This window comes from Bittarella massiliensis (ex Durand et al. 2017), from assembly GCF_009876955.1.
GTDB lineage: Bacteria > Bacillota > Clostridia > Oscillospirales > Ruminococcaceae > Bittarella > Bittarella massiliensis.
Window position 1 is genome coordinate 1 of the sequence record NZ_WWVY01000007.1, and the last position, 22,980, is coordinate 22,980.

At 64.0% G+C, this 22,980-nt stretch carries 21 protein-coding genes and 1 pseudogene; 7 read left to right on the forward strand and 15 right to left on the reverse strand.

Features of this window, described 5'->3' with window-relative positions:
• The 5 genes and pseudogenes from GT748_RS08735 to GT748_RS08755 form a co-directional block, all read left to right on the forward strand.
• A pseudogene (locus GT748_RS08735) lies at positions 1-123 on the forward strand (MobV family relaxase); the annotation flags it as partial.
• Between the two features lie 58 nt (positions 124-181).
• Positions 182-379, forward strand: coding sequence for a hypothetical protein (locus tag GT748_RS08740; RefSeq protein ID WP_032548367.1), 198 nt, complete (start codon positions 182-184; stop codon positions 377-379).
• A 95-nt stretch (positions 380-474) separates the two neighbouring features.
• Positions 475-2,097, forward strand: coding sequence for a recombinase family protein (locus GT748_RS08745; RefSeq protein WP_021391045.1), 1,623 nt, complete (start codon positions 475-477; stop codon positions 2,095-2,097).
• Between the two features lie 91 nt (positions 2,098-2,188).
• Positions 2,189-3,124 carry a tetratricopeptide repeat protein gene (locus tag GT748_RS08750; RefSeq protein ID WP_161222336.1) on the forward strand — a complete coding sequence of 312 codons (936 nt, stop codon included), beginning with the start codon at positions 2,189-2,191 and terminating at the stop codon, positions 3,122-3,124.
• A 423-nt stretch (positions 3,125-3,547) separates the two neighbouring features.
• Complete coding sequence (locus GT748_RS08755; protein ID WP_021660652.1) at positions 3,548-4,813, forward strand: O-acetylhomoserine aminocarboxypropyltransferase/cysteine synthase family protein; 1,266 nt, start codon at positions 3,548-3,550, stop codon at positions 4,811-4,813.
• Positions 4,814-6,692: 1,879 nt separating this feature from the next.
• Here the strand turns inward: GT748_RS08755 and GT748_RS08760 are convergent.
• From GT748_RS08760 to GT748_RS08785, 6 genes are all read right to left on the reverse strand, one after another.
• Complete coding sequence (locus GT748_RS08760; RefSeq protein ID WP_021660658.1) at positions 6,693-8,705, reverse strand: FtsX-like permease family protein; 2,013 nt, start codon at positions 8,703-8,705, stop codon at positions 6,693-6,695.
• Positions 8,695-9,459 carry an ABC transporter ATP-binding protein gene (locus GT748_RS08765; protein WP_021660659.1) on the reverse strand — a complete coding sequence of 255 codons (765 nt, stop codon included), beginning with the start codon at positions 9,457-9,459 and terminating at the stop codon, positions 8,695-8,697. The genes GT748_RS08760 and GT748_RS08765 overlap by 11 nt, the downstream gene beginning before the upstream one ends.
• Before the next feature lie 108 nt (positions 9,460-9,567).
• Complete coding sequence (locus tag GT748_RS08770) at positions 9,568-10,602, reverse strand: sensor histidine kinase (protein WP_044993073.1); 1,035 nt, start codon at positions 10,600-10,602, stop codon at positions 9,568-9,570.
• Entirely contained in the window at positions 10,593-11,267 is a 675-nt protein-coding gene (locus GT748_RS08775) for a response regulator transcription factor (protein ID WP_021660661.1), read from the reverse strand. The genes GT748_RS08770 and GT748_RS08775 overlap by 10 nt, the downstream gene beginning before the upstream one ends.
• A 589-nt stretch (positions 11,268-11,856) precedes the next feature.
• Entirely contained in the window at positions 11,857-12,627 is a 771-nt protein-coding gene (locus GT748_RS08780) for a sulfite exporter TauE/SafE family protein (RefSeq protein ID WP_021660664.1), read from the reverse strand.
• Positions 12,628-12,641: 14 nt separating this feature from the next.
• Positions 12,642-13,070: a MarR family winged helix-turn-helix transcriptional regulator gene (locus GT748_RS08785; protein ID WP_073261279.1), complete on the reverse strand. Its 429-nt coding sequence runs from the start codon at positions 13,068-13,070 to the stop codon at positions 12,642-12,644.
• A gap of 346 nt (positions 13,071-13,416) precedes the next feature.
• On the opposite strand from GT748_RS08785, the gene GT748_RS08790 reads away from it, so the two are divergent.
• On the forward strand, positions 13,417-13,974 hold the full coding sequence (locus tag GT748_RS08790) for a manganese efflux pump MntP (protein WP_021658413.1): 558 nt from the start codon (positions 13,417-13,419) through the stop codon (positions 13,972-13,974).
• A gap of 147 nt (positions 13,975-14,121) precedes the next feature.
• On the opposite strand, the gene GT748_RS08795 is transcribed toward GT748_RS08790, so the two are convergent.
• From GT748_RS08795 to GT748_RS15535, 7 genes are all read right to left on the reverse strand, one after another.
• On the reverse strand, positions 14,122-14,979 hold the full coding sequence (locus GT748_RS08795) for an ABC transporter permease (protein ID WP_021659064.1): 858 nt from the start codon (positions 14,977-14,979) through the stop codon (positions 14,122-14,124).
• The gene (locus GT748_RS08800) at positions 14,973-15,890 is read right to left on the reverse strand and encodes an ABC transporter ATP-binding protein (RefSeq protein WP_021659063.1); all 918 of its coding nucleotides are present in this window, start codon (positions 15,888-15,890) and stop codon (positions 14,973-14,975) included. The genes GT748_RS08795 and GT748_RS08800 overlap by 7 nt, the downstream gene beginning before the upstream one ends.
• Positions 15,887-16,309: a DUF3021 family protein gene (locus GT748_RS08805; RefSeq protein ID WP_021659062.1), complete on the reverse strand. Its 423-nt coding sequence runs from the start codon at positions 16,307-16,309 to the stop codon at positions 15,887-15,889. The genes GT748_RS08800 and GT748_RS08805 overlap by 4 nt, the downstream gene beginning before the upstream one ends.
• Before the next feature lie 13 nt (positions 16,310-16,322).
• Positions 16,323-16,760 (reverse strand): LytTR family DNA-binding domain-containing protein, encoded by a 438-nt coding sequence (locus GT748_RS08810; RefSeq protein ID WP_021659061.1) that lies wholly within the window; start codon positions 16,758-16,760, stop codon positions 16,323-16,325.
• Positions 16,761-17,039: 279 nt separating this feature from the next.
• The gene (locus GT748_RS08815; protein WP_021659060.1) at positions 17,040-18,440 is read right to left on the reverse strand and encodes an MATE family efflux transporter; all 1,401 of its coding nucleotides are present in this window, start codon (positions 18,438-18,440) and stop codon (positions 17,040-17,042) included.
• 200 nt (positions 18,441-18,640) lie between these two features.
• Complete coding sequence (locus GT748_RS08820; RefSeq protein ID WP_073261281.1) at positions 18,641-19,906, reverse strand: alkyl/aryl-sulfatase; 1,266 nt, start codon at positions 19,904-19,906, stop codon at positions 18,641-18,643.
• Positions 19,907-19,909: 3 nt separating this feature from the next.
• On the reverse strand, positions 19,910-20,383 hold the full coding sequence (locus tag GT748_RS15535; RefSeq protein ID WP_021661327.1) for a MarR family winged helix-turn-helix transcriptional regulator: 474 nt from the start codon (positions 20,381-20,383) through the stop codon (positions 19,910-19,912).
• 151 nt (positions 20,384-20,534) lie between these two features.
• On the opposite strand from GT748_RS15535, the gene GT748_RS08830 reads away from it, so the two are divergent.
• Entirely contained in the window at positions 20,535-20,786 is a 252-nt protein-coding gene (locus tag GT748_RS08830) for a hypothetical protein (protein WP_021661325.1), read from the forward strand.
• A 77-nt stretch (positions 20,787-20,863) separates the two neighbouring features.
• Here the strand turns inward: GT748_RS08830 and GT748_RS08835 are convergent, their stop codons facing one another.
• Positions 20,864-21,406, reverse strand: coding sequence for a DUF1062 domain-containing protein (locus tag GT748_RS08835; protein ID WP_021661324.1), 543 nt, complete (start codon positions 21,404-21,406; stop codon positions 20,864-20,866).
• Positions 21,407-21,711: 305 nt separating this feature from the next.
• Positions 21,712-22,932, reverse strand: coding sequence for a glycoside hydrolase family 25 protein (locus tag GT748_RS08840; RefSeq protein ID WP_073261284.1), 1,221 nt, complete (start codon positions 22,930-22,932; stop codon positions 21,712-21,714).
• Positions 22,933-22,980 lie beyond the last annotated feature (48 nt).

Here is a 22,980-nt window from a genome sequence, read left to right on the forward strand (position 1 = left end):
AAAGATACGATGGAACGGGCAAAGCTGAAAAGCGAACTGGACAATTTACAGCGGCTGGTTGACCGTATCCCGCCGGAAGTGCTGGCGGAGCTGAAACGGCAGCAGCGAACAAGAGGGAGGTAAACGCTATGAACAGAAATTCAAGCTGCATGATGAAAAATAATCATACGGAGGACACTGGATGGTAAAAAGCGAAAGCGACATTATTGATACAATACACACCGGGCAGGTCATTACTGACGAGAACGGCACACAGTATTTTGTATGTGGGAAAAACCGTATCAAAATCTCCGAACATTTTGCCGCTGGCGGTCGTCCGATTGGCGATCTGATTGTGGATGTCGTCCGGCACACGGCGGCAAGGGCAGCTTCTTCGTGACCCATCGTTGATACACGCCCACGCTTATGATATAATTGCCATAGAGCAAAAGTATTGTAAGCGTGGGTTGTTTCTTTAGAAGGAGGATTTTTACGGTGAAACAACCTTACAATACTACCATTTACAACACGGCTCTTTATATGCGGTTAAGCCGTGACGATGAAAGCTATGGTGACAGCGTAAGCATTGAAACGCAGCGGACAATCCTGCAACAGTACGCAAGGGAGCAGGGGCTTCATGTGGTCGGGGAATATGTGGACGATGGGTGGAGTGGGACAAACTTCGAGCGTCCGAGTTTCCAGCGCATGATGGACGATGTGGAAGCCGGAAAAGTAAACTGCATTGTCACCAAAGACCTGTCCCGTTTCGGGCGGGAGCATGTGATGATGGACTACTATCTGGAATTTCTGTTCCCGGAAAAACGGGTGCGGTACATCGCCGTTGCGGAGAATGAGGACACAGAAAAGGGACTGTCCGATTTTGTGCCATTCAAAAACCTGTTCAACGAATGGTTCGCAAAGGACACCAGCCGCAAGGTAAAAACTGCTTTCAAGGCAAAGTTTGCCGCCGGACAGCGTATCAGCGCCTATGCTCCCCTCGGGTACAAGAAGCACCCGGAAATCAAGAACAAGCTGATAATCGACGAGGAAACCCGCTGGATCGTGGAGAAGATTTTTGACCTTGCTATTCACGGCAAAGGGGCGGCCAGCATTACAAGGATATTGATTGCGGAAAAAGTACCGACGCCGGGATTTATCAACTTCCAGCGTGACGGGACTTTCGCCAATATCTATGCTGGCGCACCAGAGGAAAAAGGCTACGCATGGACGATAGCGCAGGTCAAAAGCATTATGAAAGATGAAACCTACATCGGCCATACCATCCACTACCGGGAGACCAATATTTCCTTTAAGAACAAGCGGAGGATACGCAAGCCCCAAAGCGAATGGGTGCGGGTGGAGAACACGCAGGAGCCGATTATCAGCGAACAGGTTTTCCGGCAGGTACAGGAGCAGATCGCAAGCCGCCGGAGGGAGCGCAAGAATGGCACGACACAGATTTTTGCGGGGCTGATAAAGTGTGCGGACTGCGGCTGGTCGCTGGCCTACGGGGAGAACAGACAGAACAGCAAGCCCTATGGCTACTACCATTGTAGCAAGAACGGGCAAGGCACACGCCAATGCTCCATGCACTACATCCGCTATGATGTGCTTTACGCCTATGTCCTCTCCCGTCTGCAATACTGGTCGGCGCTGGTACAGCACGATGAAGAACAGCTTTTGAAACGGCTGCTGAACGCCAATGACAAAGGACAGGCCGCCGCAAGAAAAAAACAGGCTGCTGAACTGAAAAAAGCGGAGAAGCGGAAAGCCGAGGTCGATACCCTGTTTGCCCGGATGTATGAGGACTGGGCGGCGGGGCGTATCACAGAATACAACTTCAATATGCTGTCCGGGAAGTACCAAAGCGAACAGGCGGAACTGGAAGAAAAGATTGAACAGCTTCAATCTGCTATTGCCGCTGAAAGCCAGAGTGCCGCAGACGCAGAAAAATGGATTGCCTTGATGAAAGAGTGCGTCAATCCCACGGAACTCACCGCTGAACTCTTGAACACGCTGATTGAAAAAATCCTTGTCCATGAGGCGGTCAAGAACGAGGACGGAAGCCGGGAACAGGAGGTAGAAATCTTCTACCGCTTCATCGGCAAAATTGATTGAATGACACCAATATCTTTAAGTATGTGATACCGGGGTCACCTGCCCCGACATCGTCCTGCTGGCCCCCCTGGCCCGGGCCCTGGGGTCCACGGTGGACCGGCTGCTCTCCTTCACCCCCGGCCTCGCCGACGAGGAGGTGCAGGCCGCCGAGGGGGAGGTGCGCGCCCTCATGCAGACCGAGGGGTTTGCCGCCGGCTGCGCCCGGCTGGAGGAGCTGCTGCACCAGTACCCCAACTGCGACTACCTGAAATTTCGCCTGGCCGGCCTCTTGCAGATGGGGCTGGGGATGACCCCCACCCCAGAGGAGGACGAGGCCCAGGCCCAGGCGGCCCTGCGCCGGGCCGCCGCCCTCCTCGAACAGGTGGAGCAGGGGGGCGACCCCCGGCTGAAGGGCCCCGCCGCCGCGGTGCTGGCGGGTCTCTACCTCTCCGGGGGCGAGTTCGAGCGGGCCGAGCAGCTTCTGGACGGCCTGCCCCGGCAGGAGGTGGACCCCGCCGACCTCTACACCTCCCTCTACCTGGCCAAGGGGGACTTGGAGAGGGCCGAGGCCAGTGCCCAGGGCCGGCTCTACCAGTCCCTGGCCACGGCGGGGCTCGCCCTGGGGCAGCTGCAAAACATCGCCCGCCAGCGGGGGGATGAGCAGCGCCTTCGCCTCTACGCGGCTGACTGCGCGGCCCTGACCGGCCGCTTTGGGGTGGGCGGCGCCTTTGGCGGCTGGGAGGTGGAGGCCGAGTACCTGGCCCGGGAGGGGGCGATCGAGCAGGCGCTGGACGCCTTTGATCGCTATGTGGACGACCTGTCCCGCCTGAACTTCGACTTCTCCCAGAGCCCCCACTTCTCCGCCGCCCCCCTCAAGCGCCCCGACCCCCGCCAGGTGAAGAACAACCGCCTCCTCATCGCCCGGATGCTGGAGGAGGACCACCGCTTTGCCCCCCTGCTGGCGCACCCCCGCTATCAGGCCGCCCTCCGGCGGCTGGCCGAGAGCGCCGACGGCCTGGGAAGAGAAACCGCTCAAAAATCCAGTTGACAAGGGCTGCGCGCCGTGCTAGCATAGAACACATCACAAAGACCGACACAGGCAATGAAGAGAAGAGTACGCTTCGCACAGTCGCCAAAGAGAGCCCCGGACGGTGAAAAGGGGTGCGAAAGGCGGGGCGGAAAATGGTCTCGGAGCTGCGCACCGACCGGGCGGAAAAGCCCCTAGGCTGCGACGGGGGCGCCCGTTACCGCGCCGGGGTATCGACAGGCAAAAGGGGGAAAAGCCCCGCCCGTCCGCACCCGCCGAGGCCCGCTTTTTTCGGGCAAAATCAAGGTGGTACCGCGAAGCTGACAGCTCTCGCCCTTGCAGCGCAGATCATGCGCTCTGGGGCGGGGGCTTTTTTATTGCCCCTCTCCCCCCATCGGCCGGTCTTGTGCCGCGAAGGACAAACAGCGAAAAGGAGGATCCCCCATGAAATTGGAAACCAAGTGCCTGCACGCCGGCTACGCCCCGGAAAACGGCCAGCCCTGCGCCCTGCCCATCTACCAGTCCACCACCTACAAGTACGACTCCACCGACCACGTCGGCGCCCTCTTTGACTTGAGCGCCCCGGGGCACATGTACTCGCGCATCTCCAACCCCACCGTGGCCGCGGTGGAGGAGAAGATCGCCGCCCTGGAAGGGGGGATCGGCGCCCTCTGCACCACCTCCGGCCAGGCGGCCAACCTGCTGGCGGTGCTCAACATCTGCTCGGCCGGGGACAGCCTGGTGGCCGTCCCCACCATCTACGGCGGCACCATCAACCTCTTTGCCGTCACCCTCAAACGGCTGGGGATCGAGTGCATCTTCGTGGACGGGGACGCCAGCCCCGAGGAGATCCGGGCCGCCTTCAAGCCCAACACCCGCCTGGTCTTTGGCGAGACCATCGCCAACCCGGCCATCAGCGTCTTCGACATCGAAAAGTTTGCCCAGGTGGCCCACGAGCAGAGGGTCCCCCTGGTGGTGGACAACACCTTCGCCACCCCCATCCTCTGCCGGCCCTTCGCGTTCGGGGCCGACATCGTCACCCACTCCACCACCAAGTACATGGACGGCCACGCCATCCAGGTGGGCGGGGTGATCGTGGACAGCGGCAAATTCGACTGGCAGAACGGCCGCTTCCCCGAGCTGACCGAGCCGGACGAGTCCTACCACGGGGTCCGCTATGTCCGCGACTTTGGGGCCGCCGCCTACATCACCAAGGCCCGGGTGCAGCTGATGCGGGACTTCGGCTGCTACCCCGGCGCCCAGGCCGCCTTCTACCTGAACCTGGGGCTGGAGACCCTGCCGGTGCGGATGGAGCGCTACTGCAAAAACGCCGAGCAGATGGCCCGCTTCTTCGCCGCCAGCGACAAGGTGGAGTCGGTCAGCTACCCCGCCCTGCCGGGGGACCCCTACCACCAGTTGGCCCAGAAATACCTGCCCGACGGCTGCAGCGGCGTTCTCTCCCTGACCATCAAGGGCGGCAGGGAGGCGGCGGTCCGCTTTATGGACAGCCTGCAGCTGGCCACCAACGAGGTGCATGTGGCCGACATCCGCACCTGCGTCCTCCACCCCGCCAGCGCCACCCACCGCCAGTTGACCGACGCCCAGCTGGTGGCCGCCGGCATCAACCCCGGCCTCATCCGCTTCTCGGTGGGGCTCGAGCACATCGACGACATCATGGACGACGCCCGCCAGGCCCTGGAGAAGGTCTAGTCCTTCTTCTCTCAGAAAATGTTTCCCCTCCCCCTGTATACTGCCGACAGAAAGGCCACTCCTCCGCCCCGCTGCGACACAGTGGGTGGAGAAGCGGCCTTTTTCTGCGGATTTTTAAATACAATTTGTATAATATTTTGTAAATACAACAAATTGTCTCCTTTTTCAGGGCTTTTCCCCTGTGACGGGGGCGGATTTCGCCAACCATAAACAGGGCAACGGCAACCCGGAATCCACTGCCGCACGGGAAGGGGAGCGCCGAGACCCCACCTCCGCTTCGACCGGGACACGGTCGAAGGGCGGCCGCCCCCCCTTCCTTCTTTGGGGTCCTTGCCCCTATCTTGCAGCGCCCATGGCGCTCACTGCCCGGCCGATGGGTCGGTCTCAAAATCTGGTCATTAGTGGAAGGCCCTGCCGGGCCCGGGCGGCCTGTTCCACTCCCCTGCCGGTTTTTCCATCCTGCCGGACGGCGAGCCGGTTTTGACCGACCCTGGAGCACTGCCCCCCTCGGGGAAGGGAGCCCCGGCCAAGGCGGACCGGAAACTCCCCCAGGCCGACTGTCCACAGCGGAAGGCTCCGCCGGGCCCGGGCAGCTGGGCGTCTGCTCTACTCCCCTGCCGGTTTTTCCGTACTGCCGGACAGCGAGCCGGTTTTGACCGCCCCAGGAGCGCCTCCCCCTCGGGGAGGAGTGCCCCGGCCAAATCGGGCCGGAAACTCCTCCAGGTCGACTATCCACAGCGGAAGGTCCTGCTGGGCCCGGGCAACGGTCATCTGCTCCACTCCCCTGCCGGCTTTTCCTTCCTGCTGGACAGCAAGCCAGTTTTGACCGTCCCAGGAGCGCCGCCCCCCTCCGGGAGGAGTGCCCCGACTAAGGCGGGCCGGAAACTCCCCCAGGCCGACTGTCCACAGCGGAAGGTCCTGCCAGGCCCGGGCGACCGGTTATCTGCTCTACTCCCCTGCCGGTTTTTCCATCCTGCTGGACAGCGAGCTGGTTTTGACCGCCCCAGGAGCGCCGCCCCCCTCGGGGAAGGGTGCCCCGGCCAAATCGGGCCGAAAACTCCCCCAGGTCGACTGTCCACAGCGGAAGGTCCTGCCGGGCCCGGGCGACCGGTTATCTGCTCTACTCCCCTGCCGGTTTTTCCATCCTGCCGGACGGCGAGTCGGTCTTGACCGCCCCAGGGACATCACCTTCGTTCAGGCAGACGACAAGTCAAGCCAAAGCAGACCCGGAACTCCCCCAGGCCGACTGTCCACAGCGGAAGGCTCCGCCAGGCCCGGACAGCCGGTCATCTGTTCCACTCCCCTGCCGGTTTTTCCATCCTACCGAACAGCGAGTTGGTTTTGGCCGTCCCAGGGGCATCATCCTCGTTCAAGCAGACGGCAGTCAGGCCAAAGCAGACCCGGAACTCCCCCCAGCCGGTCATCTGCCGCAGAGGACCCTGCCGGATCCGGGCAACCGGCCGCCTGCTCCCCCGCCGGTTTACCCACCCTGCCGGGCGGCGAATCGGTCTCGGCCCGACCTAGAGGCACTACCGCTCGGGCAGGCGACACCCAGGCCAGAGTGACCCTGAACCGCCTTCTCGACCAGTTATCCGCCGCGGCAGACCCTGTTGGCCCCTGCCAGTCGGCCCTCTTCCCCCCTGGCAGGGGGCTGAAAAGGGGGACACCCGTTCTGTTGTCCCTCCCCCCGTCCATCATAGCCGCCGGGCCCCAGAGAGGGGCCGCTGGCAGGGGGCATCCCGCCGCCGCTCCTCTCCCGCGGGCAGGTCAAAAAGCCGCGCCGTCTCTGTAAAGGTGTCTGCCTTTCCTCTATTCGATTGCAAAAAGGGGCCCCTCCCGGCGGGCGGGAAGGGCTCCTCTTTGCTTTTGGGGTGCTGTTTTACTTGGTCGCCAGGGAGGTTTCGGTGGCCATCCGCCGGGCGCCGAAGTAGGTGAGGGCAAAGTAGGCGCCGTAGATGACGAGGACGATGCCCAGGGTCCAGAGGGTGCTGGGCCAGATGTTCTGCACCCCGATGGAGGTGAGGGCGCTCTGCATCACGTAGAAGAAGACCGCCGAGTGCACCAGCGCCAGGGCCAGGGGGATGAAAAAGTAGAGGGCCACCTGGGAGAAAACCGCCCCCCGCAGCATCCCGTCGGCAGTGCCCAGCTTGCGCAGCAGCCGGTAGCGCTGGTTGTTGTCGGCCGCCTCGGAGAGCTGCTGCAGGGCGAGGATGGCGGCGCTGGCCAGCAGGAAGACGATGCCCAGGTAGATGCCGATGTAGAGGAAGGTCACCTTGCTGCCCAGGGCGATCTGGTAGACCAGGGTGGAGGTGGCGCCGTAGATCTTGATGCCGCTCCCCTTCTCGATCTCGTCGCCCACCCGGTTGACAAAGTCGAGGAAGGCCGTTTCCGCCGCCTCCTTGTCGCCGGCGTAAAAGCCGCTGATGGTGGAGCGGTAGGCGGGGATGGCGGCCGCCACCCGGTCGGGGAGGACAAAGATCACGTCCTCCGCCGCGCCGACACCGGTGCTGGTCTCCAGCGCGCCGGTGAGATAGCCGTCCCGGTGGGCGCGCAGGGTCTGCCCGCCCAGGGTCACCGTGCGCTCACTTTTGAGGTAATTTTTCACCGCCTGCTGGGAGTCGTGGGAGAGGGCGATCACCGCGAACTCGCCCTCGGGCAGGTCGAAGGTGGGCTGGCCGGACAGCTCCATCAGGGCGTTGTAGTCGCTCTCGGAGACGGCGTCGACGGTGATGTTGGTCCCCGGCACATCATCCCCCTCGTAGCAGCCGGCCAGCAGGTCGGCCTTGTGGATGCCGGTGTCGTGGTAGGCAAAGGTGACCGAGCCGTCCAGATACCCCTCCAGGTCAAAGCCGTGCTCCCGCAGGATGTCCATCACCGGCCGCTCGCTGTGCTCCTTCGAGCCGTTGTAGAGGCTGACGTCGTAGACGGTGATCTCGGCCAGCTGGTCCTGCATGGACTGGGCCACCCCGATGCCGAAGGAGAGGGCTCCCACCGACAGCAGGAGCATCAGGCAGATGAAGGTCACCGAGAGGTAGGTGGTGTTGATCTTGCTGTTGAGCTGGCGCAGCACAAACATGTTGAGCTTGTTGTAGTAAAGCCGCTTGTTGGACTTGCAGATGCGCAGCAGGAACCCCGAGAGGGACATGAAGAAGAGCAGTGTCCCCACCCCGCCGATGAGCATGATCAGGGGGATCTCGCTTCCCAGCATCCGCATCCCGTTGCGGATGAACATCCAGTAGGCGGTGCCGATGAGGGCCACCGAGAGCAGGAAGAGCACCACCGAATGCCAGAGTTTTTTGGCGCGGAAGGTCTGGTTTTTCTTCTGGGCCGACAGCAGGTCGATGAGCTTTTGCCGGGAGATGGAGACGCTGCCCAGGGCCATGACCACCACAAAGATGATAGCGAAGTAGAGGATGGTCTTCCCCGCCGCTGCCGGGGAGAAGACGAAGTGGAAGGTGTCCAGCTTGACCTCAAACACCTGCGCGGTCAACAGGGAGACCGCCTGGGAGGCGGCCACCCCCAGCCCCAGCCCGCAGGCCAGGGAGAGGGCCCCCACCACCGCCGTCTCCAGCAGGAAGATCAGGTTGACCTTGCCCTTGGGCATCCCCAACAGGGCGTAGACCCCCAGCTCCTTTTTGCGGCGCTTGATGAGGAAGGTGTTGGCGTAGAGGATCAAAAAGCCGAGGACGATGGAGACAAAGACCGAGAGAACGTCCATGATCTGGATCAGCATGACAAAGACCGAGGACTGCACCGGGTTGGTGAGGGCCTGCTGGGCGTCCATCGAGCCGAAGACGTAGAAGATGCAGACGCCGAAGGTCAGGGTGAGAAAGTAGACGAAGTAGTCCTTCAGGCTGCGGCGAACGTTGCGAAAGGCGAGTTTACAGCACATCTGCACTCTCACCTCCCAGCAGGGTCACCACTTCGATGATGCGGGCGAAGAACTCCTTTCGGCTCTGCTCCCCCTTCACCAGTTCCGAGAAGATGCGCCCGTCCTTGATGAAGAGGATGCGGTCACAGTAGCTGGCGGTAAAGGCGTCGTGGGTGACCATGAGGATGGTGGCCTCCATCACCTGTACCATGGTCTGCAGGCTGTGCAGCAGCATCCGGGCGGACTTGGAGTCCAGCGCCCCGGTGGGCTCGTCGGCCAGCACCAACTGTGGGTTGGTGACGATGGCTCGGGCGCAGGCGACCCGCTGTTTCTGCCCGCCGGAGAGCTGGTAGGGGTACTTCTCCAGCACCTCAGCGATCCCCAATTCGGCTGCCACGTTCTGCACCCGCACGTCGATTTCCCGGGCGGGGGTGCGCAGGATGGTCAGGGCCAGGGCCACGTTCTCCCGGGCGGTGAGGGTGTCTAGGAGGTTGAAGTCCTGAAAGACAAAGCCCAGTTGGCTGCGGCGGAAGGCCGCCAGCTTCTTTCCCCGCATCCGGGTGATGTCCTGGTCCCCCACGAAGATGCCGCCGCTGGTGGCGGTGTCGATGGTGGAGATGCAGTTGAGCAGGGTGGTCTTGCCGGAGCCCGAGGCCCCCATCACCCCCAGGAATTCCCCCTTCTGCACCGAGAAGGAGATGTCGTCCACGGCCTTGGTCACATTCCCCCGGCCGCCGTAGTATTTGTGCAGGTGTTCCACACGCAAAATTTCCATAAGAAGCGCTCCCTCCTTGTATCCGCTTTGTGTTTGGCTCTGGTATCAGTATACCCGCACACCCAGGGGGGAGAAAGGGAACTACCTTACATCCTCCTTACGCTTTTGTCACCTTGTCTCGCCCGCCTCGCCGCCCGCCAGGTGGTAGCTCCCCTTGGGGAAGGTGAGGGTGACGCAGGTCCCCTCCCCCACCCGGGACTCCAGCCGGATGCCCATCCCCAGCTTTTTGCAGAGGGTGGCGCAGAGGTAGAGGCCCATGCCGGTGGAGCGGGCAAAGGCGCGGCCGTTTTCGCCGGTGAACCCCTTTTCAAAGACCCGGCCCTGGTCCCGCGGGGGGATGCCCACCCCCCGGTCGCCCACCGAGAGGGAGACCCCCTCCGCCCCGGCCTCCCCCCGCAGGGAGAGGGAGAGGGGCTCCTCCCCCCGGTACTTGGCGGCGTTTTGAAACAGCTGCCCCAGAATGAAGACCACCCACTTGGCGTCGGTGTAGACGGTGCGGTCCAGCCCCTCCGAGCGCACCCGGGCCCCGCTTTCAATGAGGAGGGGGGCGTTTTTCTTCAGCGCGTCGGCGGTGAGCTGGCGCAGGCTCACCGGGCGGATGGCGTAGTCCTTCTCGGGGGCGCCGCTGCGGGTGTAGTAGAGGGCCTGCTCCACATAGCCGTCGATGCGCTCGGCCTCCCGGCGGACGGCGGCGGGGTCGGGCTGCCGCCCCCCCTCTACCGACAGCAGCAGCGAGGCGATGGGGGTCTTGACCTCGTGCACCCAGGTCTCGATGTACTCCTGGTACTCCCGGGCCTCCACCGCCCGGCGGTCGATCTGGTCGTTCATCGACTTGCCGCAGGCGGCCAGCACCTCTTTCCAGAAGCGGCCCTCAGCAAAGGGGGGCTCCTCCATCAACTGGGGCAGCAGGCTCTTGCGGTCGAGCTCCCCCAGCACCCGGGCCAGGTGTCGGTAGTAGCGGCTGCGGGTGTAGGCCTCCACCCCGCAGCAGACGGCCACCGGCACAAACAGCACCAGGCAGATGAAGGCGGTGGGTGCGCCCCCCACCCCCAGCAGGTGCAGCAGCAGGGCCGAGAGGGCGCAGCCCTCGGCACTGGCCAGCAGCAGGGGCAGCCGCTGGGCCAGCAGGTCCCTCACTCGCACAGTTGGTACCCCTGGCCCCGGCGGGTGAGCAGATAGCCCTCCACCCCGATCTCAGCCAGCTTGCCCCGCAGCCGGTTGATGTTGACGGTGAGGGTGTTGTCGTCCACAAACTCGTCGGACTGCCAGAGCTCGTTGATGAGGGCGTCCCGGGAGACGATCTCCCCCCGGGCCCGCATCAGCACCCAGAGGATCTGGCGCTCGTTCTTGGTCAACTCCACCCGCCGCTCGCCACAGATGGCCTCACTGCGGGAGAGTTCCAGTTCCACCCGGCCAAAGCGGGCCACCCGGCTCTCCCCGCTCTGGTAGCTGCGGGCCAGCACCCGGGCGATGTGGGCCTGCAGCAGTTGGGGGTTGTAGGGCTTGGCCACAAAGTCGTCGGCGCCCAGGTTCATCCCCATCAGCTCGTCCATCTCGGTGTCCCGGCTGGTGACAATGATGATGGGCACCTGACTCTGCTGGCGCAGCTGGCGGCAGACGGTGTACCCGTCCTGCACCGGCAGGTTGATGTCCAGCAGCACCAGGTGGGGGGCCGCCTCCAAAATCTCCTCCACCGCCCGGCTGAAATCCTCCACCTGCAGGGCGCGGTAGCCGTAGTTTTCCAGCAGCCGCACCAGTTCTCTTGCCATCTGCCGGTCATCTTCCACCACCATAATGGTCTCTGCCATGGTCTCTCTCCTCCCTGTCTCGCGTTTTGTCCAGTATACCACAACCCCTCTCCCAGGCAAAGGAGGGGGGCGGCATCCCCGCCCCCGGCGCGGAAAAACACCCCAACCGGCGCCGGTTCGGCCGCACCCTTTGGGAAGGGAGGCGGGGGATATGCTTTGATGGGGAAAGGGCAGCCCGGATAAAAAGGGGGATCACAAAGGCGAGGATATTTTATACGGCGGTGTGGATCGCGGTAGGCGCGGCGATTTTGTGCGCGCCGTCTGTGGGACTCTCAAAGAGAGAAAAACAAGCAGATTTTTCTCTGACGCCAGCGCGGGATATGGCTGCCAGAGGGCGGTCTTGACGGGCCATAGCCGCGCAGCAGATAGATATTCAAATGACAGAAATGGGTGCAGATGTGGCGCTCCTCCCTTCGGTCAGGGCGAAGAAAGGGCAGATTGCCCGCTCTGCCGCACAAAAGCGGTCGAAAGGGGCGGCCCCGGCATCCGCAAGAAGGGGGGCAGCTCTCCCGCCCACCGGTTTGATGGTGGACAGAGGGGGCCGGCGCTCCATCCAGAGCGCCAACCCCCCATCTCTCATCGGCTCCTATCAGCCAAACAGTTTCATGGCAATCATCACCGCCCCCAGGCCGGTGAGCACCCCGCCGGTGATCCGGTTGAGGGTCTTTGCCTGGGCGCGGTTGGCGATTTTGGCCGCCACCTGGGCCCCCAGCAGGGTGGCCGCCACACAGACCACCAGGGCGAAGACGTCGGGCGCGCCGCCGATGGCAAAGTGGGAGAGGGCCCCTGTCAGGGCGGTAAAGGTCATGATGAAGACGCTGGTGCCCACCGCCGTCTTCAGTTCATACCCCAGCACGCTGGTGAGGATGAGGAGCATCATCATCCCGCCGCCGGCGCCGATAAAGCCGCAGATCATCCCGATGAAGGCCCCGCAGATGATGGACTGCACCACCTTCTGCCGCAGGGTCTTCCCCTCCTGGGCCTCCTTGGTGTTCATCACCGGGCGCACCAGGAACTTGATGCCCAGAAGCAATGTCATAAAGACCGAAAAGCTGCCCATGGAGGCGTTGGGCACCAGCGAGGCCACATAGCTGCCCGCCATGGTGAAGACCAGCACCGCCGCCAACATCACCAGCCCGTTTTTGATGTCGATGTTCTTGTTCTTGCCGTAGGTGTAGGCCGAGGCGGCCGAGGCCAGCACGTCGGAGGCCAGGGCAATGCCCACCGCCTCGTAGGCGGGAAAGCCCAAAAAGGTGATCAGCATGGGGGAGATGACCGCGGCCGCGCTCATCCCCGCAAAGCCGGTGCCCACCCCGGCCCCCAGACCCGCAATGATACAGACGATCAGTTTCCAAAACACAGTGTATGCCCCTTTCAGCAGTCCTTCAAATTGTCCATCAGTTTGGCAAAGACGGCAGCCATGACCGCCCCCTCCTGCGGGGAGATGCCCCGGCGGAGCCTCTCCCAAAAGGCGGCCTGGGCGGCGCACCCCGCCTCCACCGCCGGGCGGGCGGCGGGCAGCAGTTCCAGCCGCACCACCCGCCGGTCCCTGCCGTCGGGCGCGGCGGCCAGATAGCCGCGCCGCACCAGGGCGTCCACCGCCTTGGAAACCCCCGACTTGGCCATCCCCCGCAGTTCCACCACCTCCCTGGCGGTGTTGCAGCCGGGGTTGTTTTGCAAAAAGAGCAGCACGTCCACCTCGGCCCGGCTCAGCCCCCACTCCTCGGCCATTCCGCCGAGAGCCCGGTTATAGCCCCGCGCAAAGGCCTGCCCCACCTTGAGGGCGTCTGTCGAAGAGAACACGGCCCTTCCCCCTTTCAAAAGTTCTTTACAGAACAGTTCAAACAATAACTATTTTAACACAGATATTCCCCCTGTCAAGGGAGGTATGGGGGATTTTTCGTCAGATATTGGCAAAATCGTTGACATTCTCGGGGATGGATGCTATTTTTATAGAACAGTTGATTGTGTGGGGGAGTAGTGGGCGCACCCGGTGCGCTGGCATGTCAACACGCTGGTCTGCGCCCGCAGACCTGGCCTGCCTTAAAAAACGAGACTCACGGGATCGCGCGGCCGCCCAAAACAGGGGGGCCGGGCGGTGCCGTGGGTCTTTTTCGTCCCGAGCGCCCCCGCGCGAGGAGGAGAAAACATGAGTTTGTGGGAACTTTTTGTCATCGCCGTCGGGCTGTCGATGGATGCCTTTGCCGTCTCCATCTGCAAGGGGCTCTCGGTGCAGCGGGCGGGGGCCAAGCACTGCCTCATCGCCGGGCTCTACTTCGGCGGCTTTCAGGCCCTGATGCCCCTTGTGGGCTACCTGCTGGGGCGGCAGTTTGCCTCCCTCATCACCCAGTTCGACCACTGGATCGCCTTTGTGCTGCTGGCCTTCATCGGCTTCAACATGGTGCGGGAGTCCCGCCAGGAGGAGTGCCCGGCGGGGGACTTTGGCCCCAAGAGCATGCTCCCCCTGGCGGTGGCCACCAGCATCGACGCCCTGGCGGTGGGGATCACCTTCGCCTTTTTGCAGGTGGACATCGTCCCCGCCGTCAGCTTCATCGGCGGCGTCACCTTCCTGCTCTCCTTTGTCGGGGTCAAGGTGGGCAACGTCTTTGGTGCCAAGTACAAGTCCCGGGCGGAGCTCTGCGGCGGCATCGTCCTCATCGCCATGGGCACCAAGATCCTGCTGGACCACCTGGGCATCTGGGGGTGACCCCCTTCCACGGCAAAAGCGCCCAGTGAGGAAACTCACCGGGCGCTTTTCACACCGCTTCTCCGCTTGCAGGGCGCTCCCCCACTGCAAAGGGGGCCTTTCACCCAGGGCGCCGGGCAGGGAAATCCCCTGCCCGGCGCCCTTTTTCTATCTTCTCCTGCACCATTTCACCAGCAGGGAGAGCCCGGCAAAGAGCACTGCGCCCCCCGCCAGCACCGCCAGGTGCCCCCAGACGGGGAAGGTCCCCCCGTCCCAGGCAAAGCAGATGCCCATCTCCTCTTTAAACTGGGTGACCAGTCCGGCCGGCACCCCGGCAAAGGTGGTCTCCATCGGCCCGGCGGTGAAGATCTGCCGCAGCAGGGCCGCGCCGTGGGTGGGGGGGAAACACTTCACCACCACCTGCACCGCGCTGGGCAGGGTCCCGATGGGGATGTAGACACCGGTGAGGAAGCCCACCAGGGTCCCCACCACCGTGCAGGCCCCGGTGAAGGCGTTCTGGGTCTTGATGAAGAGGGTGAGAAAGTAGAGCATAGCCGCCGACGCGGCCACCGAGAGGGCGGTGACTCCCAGGGCCTGGGCCATCTGCAAGGGGGTGAGCAGCTCACCCCCGGCGGCCACCAGGTAGACCTGCCCGGCCACAAAGGTCACCGCGCAGAGGACCAGCCCCACCGCCAGGGCGCTGAGGATATAGCCCCCCAACAGGGCCCCCGAACTGGCTGGGGAGACGGCGAAGTCCCGGTCCACCCCGCGGGCCCGGTCCTCCACCATCGCCCCGTAGCCCGAGAGGGTGGTGGTGACCGCCGCCACCGCCAGCACCCCGGCGATGAGCCAGCTGTCCACCAGCCGCCCGGCCCCCTCCAGCGCCGCCAGATCCCCGCCGAGGATGGTGCTCTTGAGAAAGAGGGCGTAGAGGCCGAGGACGATAAAGACCGACATCAGGGAGAAGAAGACGCCCCCCTTGTCCCTGAAAAAGAGTTTCACATTCCTTCTGGCAATGGCTAGCACGGCCGCTCCCCCCCTTCGATGATCTGCAAAAACACGTCGTCCATGGTGCCGCCGATGAGCTCGGCCCCGTCGAGCAGGTCCCGGCACCGCTCGAGGATGGGGATGGCCTCCAGGGTGCTCCCCAGCGCCAGGTGATAGCGCCGGCGGGGCTTGGTGTAGGCAAGGCCCATCTGCCGGAGCACCCCTTCCAGGGCATCGGCGTCCCGGGGGCTCAGGTAGAGTTTGTCCCGCCCGTAGCGGGCCTTCAGCTCCCCCGGGGTGCCCTGTTCCAGCACCGCCCCGTCGCCGATGACCGTCACCGCGTCGGCCTGGGCAGCCTCCTCCATGTAGTGGGTGGTGAGAAAGACGGTCATCCCCCCCTCCCGCTGCAGGGCGCGCACCGTCTCCCAGACCGCCTTGCGGGTCTGGGGGTCAAGGCCGGTGGTGGGCTCGTCCAAAAAGAGGATCTCCGGCCGGTGCACCAGGGCCCGGGCGATGTCGGCCCGGCGGCGCTGGCCGCCTGACAGCCGGCCGTAGCGGCGGTCCTTCAAATCGAGGGCCCCCACCGCCGCCATGGCCGCCCGGGCCGCCTCTCTCCCCCGCTCCCCCCGCAGGCCGTAGAGGGCCGCCCGGGCGAGGAGGTTTTCCTCCACACTCAACAGGCCGTCCAGCAGGCTCTCCTGAAAGACCACCCCGATCTTGCGGCGGATGGCCCCGTTCTCCCGCCCCAGCAGGCAGCCGTCCACCTCGGCCCGGCCCCCGTCGGGGGCGATCTGGGTGGTCAACATGCTGATGGTGGTGGACTTGCCGGCCCCGTTTTGCCCCAAAAAGGCAAACAGTTCGCCCCGGCGGACCGAAAAATCGATCCCCCGCACCGCCTCGATGGGGCCGTAGTGCTTTTTCAGCCCCTGTACCTCGATGATCTCGCTCATCGCTTTTCTCCTCTCTCCCTGCGGGCCCGCAGCTCCCGGTTGATTTTCCCCTCGTCGCTCTTGGCGCGGATGAGGGAGACCCCCACCACCCCGGCGTAGACCGTCAGGATGACCAGAAAGATCCCCACCAGAGTGAAGGCATCCGCCTCGAAAAAGCCCCACCAGAGCCCCAGGGGGTAGACCACCAGGGCAATGTCGGCCACGTCGATGAGGGCGCGCAGGGGGAAGCTGGCGACCTGGATCTTGTCGGTGAGGAACATCACCACCGAGATGAGGCTGGTCATCAAAAACATCTGGATGGCAACGTTGGCGTCGATCCCCTCTCGGTGGCCCTGCACGCTCGCCAGCGTGCACTCGATCATCATCAAGATAGTGTAGGAAATGCAGTCGTAGGTGAAATACTGCTTGAATGTCGACATCGTCTTCCCTCCTTTACAGGCCGAATTTCTCTTTAAAGGCCGGCAGGTAGTGGCGGCTGATCACCACCGACTCGCCGTTTTCCAACTTGGCTTCCATCCGGCTCCCGGCCAGGGCGCGGACGCTTTCGAGCCGGGCGGTGTTGAGGATACAGCTCTTGCTGACCCGCACAAAGGCGGTGTTCTCCAACTGCCGCTCCAACTCGTAGAGCTTGGGGTCGCACTCGTAAACCTCTTTTTCGCAGTAGAGGTAGGTGCGCTCGTCCACCGACTCAAAGTAGAACACCTCTTCCAGGCGAAAAATGCGGCTGCTCTCCCCCCTCCTCCCGGTGATGGAGAAGGAGTAGAGCCGCACCTGTTCGATGAGGCGGCGCAGCGGCTCGTCGATGAGGCCGCAGCGGATGGTGATCTCCGGCTCGGCCAGTTCCAACGACTGCTCGATGATGAGTTTCAAAATCAGTTCTCCCCTTTCGCTCCGGGTTTCATCCTACCATGTTTGGCCCCGCGGCTCAAGGCGGGGGCGGGCCACCTGCGCCCTGCCGGGGGCAAGATGCAAAAAGGCGGGGCAAATCCCCCCTGGAGCCGCCCTTTTTGCGGCCAAAAAGCCGTCGTTTCTCCCCTCCTTCAAGGGGCCTTCTGGGGGCGGAGAAATATCTTTCCAATCCTGGTAAATGAAAAAGAAGAACAAAAAAGGACCCGAAAACGGGCCCTTTTACAGGGTACAGCCAGCCGGTCAGCCCTGGGGCTGCTCCCGCTCGGCGGAGAGGGAGGCGGCGTCGAGGTTGCGGATCTCGCTGCTGTAGATGCTGCGGAAGATGACGGTGCTGGCGACGATGGCGGCGATCTCCGCCAGGGGCACGGCCGCCCAGACCCCGGTGACCCCCCAGAAGCGGCTGAGGAAGAAGGCCAGGGGGAGGATGACCACCAGCTGCCGCAAAACCGAGGTGAAGAGGCTGCTGGTGCCGTGGCCGGTGGCCTGAAAGAGGGTGGAGAGGATCATCGAGTAGGCCGCCGGCAGGAAACAGATGGAGAGGATGTGCAGCGCCGGGATGCCGATGCGGCTCATCTCGGCCGAGGGGTTGAACATCCCCAACAGCTGGGTGGGCAGGAAGTTGAAGAGCAGGGTGCCCAGGGCCATGATGGCAAAGGCGGCCCCCATGCCGATCTTCAGGGTGCCCATCAGCCGCTTTTTGTTGCGGGCGCCGTAGTTGTACCCCATGATGGGCATCAACCCCTGGTTGAGGCCGAAGATGGGCATGAACACAAAGGACTGCAGCTTGTTGTAGACCCCCATGATGGAGACCGCCGCCCCCGAGAAACTAGTGAGGATGGCGTTGAGGCCCACCATCATCACCGAGCCGATGGACTGCATGATGATGGAGGGGAAGCCCACCTTGTAGATGTCCTTCACCACCTTGCCCTGGAACTTGAAGCCCTTGAAGGTGATGTGGATCTCGTGGTCTTTGGTGAGGAGGATGTAGACGCTGAAGAGCATGGCGATGATCTGCCCGGCAACGGTGGCGATGGCCGCGCCCTTGACCCCCATGGCCGGCAGCCCGAAGTAGCCGAAGATGAGGATGGGGTCGAGGACGATGTTGATCACCGCGCCCATGAGCTGAAAGACCATGGGGTAGATCATGTTGCCGGTGGCCTGCAAAACCTTCTCGCAGGCGATCTGCAGGAAGGAGCCGAAGCAGAGGATGGTGACGATGTAGCCGTAGTCACAGCCCATCTGCAGCACCTCGGCGTCGCCGGTGAAGGCGGCGAAAAAGGGCTTTACGAAGAGGAAGCCCAACAGCGCAAAGACCGCACTGGAGAGAAGGGCCAGCACCAGGCCGTGGCTGGCCGCCTGGGAGGCCACGTCGTGGCGCTGCTCGCCCAGCCGACGGGAAATCAGCGAGTTGCAGCCGACGCCGGTGCCCACCGCCACGGCGATGAGCAGGGTTTGAATGGGGAAGGCCAGGGAGACGGCGGTGAGGGCGTTCTCCCCGATCTGGGCCACGTACATGCTGTCGACGATGTTGTAAAGCGACTGGATCAGCATGGAGAAGATGGCCGGCAGGGACATGCTGAAAATCAGTTTGGGCAGGGGCATGCTGCCCATTTTGTTCTCTTTGAGGTTGGTTTGCTCCATATAGACACTCCTTTTCTTTCGCGTCCTGCACAAAAAAAAACGACCCCCACAAGTGGCGGTCGTTTTTAGCCTTTCGTTGACACCGCAGCAAAGGGGGATCGAAGGAAGCCGTGACAGGACACAGTTCTTTTTGATCGACCCCAGTATAGCAACTGTCGGGTGAAATGTCAACAAGTTTCGCGCAGATGGGGTGGGAGGTCCTACCCCTCCAGCTCCTGGGCGCAGGTGAGGAAGTAGTGGCGGGCGCAGGCGTTTTCATCCTGCCGGCCCAGCTCGGTCAGGGCCTGGCGGCAGGTGGCCTGGGAGTCGCCGCTCTCCGCCCCCGCGAGGCGGAGTTTCCGGCAGAGTTCCAGCGCCCACCGGCACTCCCCCGCCGCCAGCGCCTGGGCGGCGGCAGCGGCCACCTGCCCGGCGCCGCCCATCAGTGCCACCTCCCGCCGGGCCCGGTCGTCCGGGGCCAGGGGGGAGAGGTCGGCGGGGTCGCCGTCAAACCAGCCCAGATAGCCCGCGCAGATGCCCCGCACCGTCCAGGCCACCGAGCCGTAGAACTCGTCCAGGGCCGGCTGGCCCCGCCACCGCTCGGGCAGGGCGACGGCGGCGGCCACCTGGTCAAAGGTGAGCCCCTCGTCCAGCAGCCGCAGGGTCTCGTCCAGCACCCAGGAGAGGGCGTCGCGGTAGAGGGCGATCTCCTCCCGGATGGCGGCGGTCCCGTGGAGCGCCCGGGTGTGGCCGGGCAGCAGGTGTTCGGCCGGGAGGGTCAGCAGTTTGTCCAAAGAGCGCACCCAGGCCGCCACGTCTCGGTACTGGCCGCCCCGGATGGGGGCGGTGTTGGGCCAGGACTGGTAGTAGTTGTCGCCGCAGCAGACCACCCTGTCCTCGGGCAGCCAGAGGTAGGTCTGGTCGTCGGTCTCCCCCTGGGCGGCCAGGAGGACGGCGGGCACCCCGTCCAGGTCGAGGGCCAGCTCCGTCCCCTCCATCCACCGGGTCACCGGCAGGGGGCAGGGTTTGCCCCCCCGCTCCCCCAGGGGGCCGGCCCCCATGGAGATAGCCTCCTCCGGGGTGAGGGAGAAGCCCCACTGGCGGTCCCCCCGCAGCCCGCCGATCCGGCCCAGCTGCCCGCTGCGGCCGTAGGTCGGCACGTCGGGGCGGCGGGCGATCACCTGGCGGGCGCCGGCGGCCAACACCCCGGCGCCGCCGGTGTGGTCGGGGTGCTGGTGGGTGTAGATGAGGGTGTGCACCGGCTTTGCCGCCAGCAGCTCCCCCAGTTCGGCCAGGGCCAGCTCGGCCATCTTGCTGTCGTTGAGGCTGTCCACCAGGGTGCAGCTGTGCTCCCCTTCGATGAGGGTGGCGTTGCTGGCGCCGAACCCGGCGATAAACCAGACCCGCTCCCCCACCTTGTAGACGCCCCGCGCCTCCCCGTTCCCGGCGGCGGCCTGCAGCCGTTTCTCTCCCGTGTACTCTTTCAACTCTTACTCCTCCTCTGTGGCCCGGCGCAGGTTCTCCTCGATTTGGGAGAGGACCCGGCGAAAGACCGCCAGCTCCCCCTCGTCGATGCCCGCCCGGTAGCTCTCCTGCAACTGCTGCGAAATGGACGAAAAGGCCTCCTCCAGCGCCCGCCCCTGGGGGGTGAGGGAGACCAGCACCGCCCGCCTGCTGTGGGGGGCGGGCCGGGTCTGCAGGTAGCCCAGGGCCGCCAGCTTCTTCACCAGGGCGGTGGCGGTGGAGGGGTCGCGGCCGATGCAGCCGGCCAGCTGGCCCATCTGCATCTCCCCCCGCGCCAGCAGGGCGGTGAGGATCTCGCCATGGGAGGTGGCCAGCCCCCCCAGCCCCAGCCGGGCCAGGCGGGCCTGCAAAAAGGCGTTGGCCGCCGCCCGGGTGCGGCTGATGCGGCTGACGGTGTCGTCCCGGCTCCAGTCGGCGCGACTGGGCGCGTCTCTCTCCACAGGCCGCTCCCCCCCTTCCGTTTTCTCCCATTATACTTTGATGTCAAAGTATTTGCAAGGGGGGTGAACTGAAAAAAGGGGGACCTCTCTTTGCAAAAGGGCGCCAAAACGGGTAAAATAGGGGCAGAAAAACGAGAGGGAGGGCCCTGCTGTGCTCACATTCAAATACGACACCCAACTGCTGCTGGAAGGGGAAAACCTGGATGAAGACGAGATAAACGACTACTTCACCGACCACTTTCAGGGGGATTGCCTGCTGGCGGTGGGGGACGAGGACCTGGTCAAAATCCACTTTCACACCAACGAGCCCTGGAAGGTGCTGGAATACTGCGCCTCGCTGGGGGAGATATTCGACATCGTCATCGAGGACATGGACCGCCAGTCCCGCGGGCTCAAGGGCTGAGGGGCGGCGAGGCGGACAGAAAAGAGAGAGGCGTCCCGGGGCACAGGCCCTCGGGACGCCTCTCTCTATATAACGGGTCAGCGGGCGGATGTGAACCGCCAGCCGTCCTCCGTCGCCTCGGCGACCACTTCGCCGCCCTTCAGCAGCGCCTTGGCCCGGGCGCGGGGGATCTCCAGGCACTGGGACAGCAGCTTGTCGGGGCGGACCCGTATCCGCCCGGGGTTTTGCACCCACAGCCCCTCCTCCCCCACCCGGTCGGGCAGCCGCGAAAGCCGGTAAGGCAGTTCGCCCCCCAGTTGGGCGCCGCAGCGGAGGAAGAGGGCGCGATCCCGCCCGACGCGGGCCACGGCTGCGGGGTCGTTTGCCAGCAGGGCCCGGTACTCCTCCGCGGAGAGGGCGTCCCGCAAAGCGCGGGAGTAGACCGGCAGATTGTAGGTGTGCTTGCAGCGCTCACAGCGGTAGATCAGCCAGACGTCCAGCCGCTTGCCGTTGGCGTTGACGCGAAACCTGTCCGCACAGCGGTAGGTGCTCTTGCCGCCGCAGCCCGCGCAGCCGCGCACAATGGTATAGGTGTCGGTGGGGACCATCCGAAAGGCCCCCGAAAGGGGAAAATAGCTCATCTTGCATCTCCTGATTTTGATAAAATCGGGTGTGCAGAGGCTATTTCAGCAATTTTTTGGAAGATTGCAATAGCCTCTGCTATGCAATCTGGTAGATGGGAGCCAGCATCAAAAGACGACCTCCTTTTTCAAGGGAATGGCGGGATGACAGGCTCTTAAAAGATCGGCGTATCCATTTGGCGCTCCTCTCTCAGGGGCGGGCGGAGGCACAGAGAGGAGCGCCAGGAGAAACCCCGCGGTCTCCCCTGGCGCTCGTTCCCTGCGGCCGGCAGGCCGCACCCTGTGTTTGATTATGTAGGCAAACTTTACAGCAGTTCCACGTTCATGTCCACCTTGCCGGAGATGCCCGGCACCGAACCGCCGCTGGTGTACTGCCAGATGTTGTAGCGGCCGGAGTAGTCGGTCTGGTTGGTGTAGTGGGCCAGCCAAATTTTATAGCTGCCGAACTGGCTGGTGTCCAACTTGTTGTAGAGCCAGTTTTTGTTGGCGTAGACCATGGTCTGGTACCCCAGGCTCTTGGCGGCAGCGCAGAAGGCGTTGACCACCTCGGTATTCTGGGCCTTGGTCATATCCGCCACCCGGCCCTGGGTGCACTCGATGTCGATGGCCAGGGGGTAGTCCAGGCTGTAGCCGGTGGAGCGGATGATGCCCGCGGCCACGCCCGCCTCCTCAGCGGCCTCCTCGGCGTTGATGGCGGTGGTGTAGAAGTAGGCGCCCACCTTCAGCCCCGCGGCCTTGGCCCCGGCGATGTTCTGGCGGAAGTAGGGGTCCTCGACGATGGCGCCGGTGCCGTAGCCCCGGTACCCCACCCGGATCATGACAAAGGAGCAGCCCGCGGCCTTGACCGCACTCCAGTTGACATTGCCCTGGTATTTGGAGACATCCACCCCCCAGCGGCTTTTGAGGACGCCGCTGTTGTCAAACTTGTACTTGATGCCCTCGAGGGTCTGCCAGCCGGTCAGGGGGTTGCCGTTGACATAGAGATAGGTCTTGCCGCCGATGACCTGCCAGCCGTTGAGCACCGGGGTGGGGGCGGGCTCGGTGTTCCCGCCGGAAGCGCTCCCCCCGCCGTTGTCGGGTTTCGGGGTGGGAGCGGGCTCAGGGGCGGGTTCGGGGGTGGGGGGAACGACCACCGAGTCCTCGATCTCGCTCTCCTGCTTCTGGTTGTCCTGCTTGCCCGGGTCCTCGTAGCTGTGGGCGCTGTCGTTTTTGTACTTGCTGGTGTCCTTCTGGGCCTCCTCCGCCGCCTTCTTGGCCTTGGCGGCAGCCTCTTCCCGCTGTTTGGCGGCCTCTTCCTCGGCCTTTTGGGCCTCGGCCTCTTCCGCCGCCTGGGCCTCGGCGGCCATCGCCTCTTCCAGGTCGGCCGAGAGGGCGGCCATGTACTCCTTGGTGTCGATCCGATTCACGGCCAGGGCAATGCCCTCCTGCCCGCCGGAGCTGCCCTCGGCGCCCTTGTCGACGCCGCAGCTGCTGAAGGCCAGCAGGATGGCACAGGCCACCGCCGCCGACACGATTTTTTTAAACATCGCCTCTCTCCTCCTCTTTTCACAGACCCCCGCGGGGGAAAGGGGCGC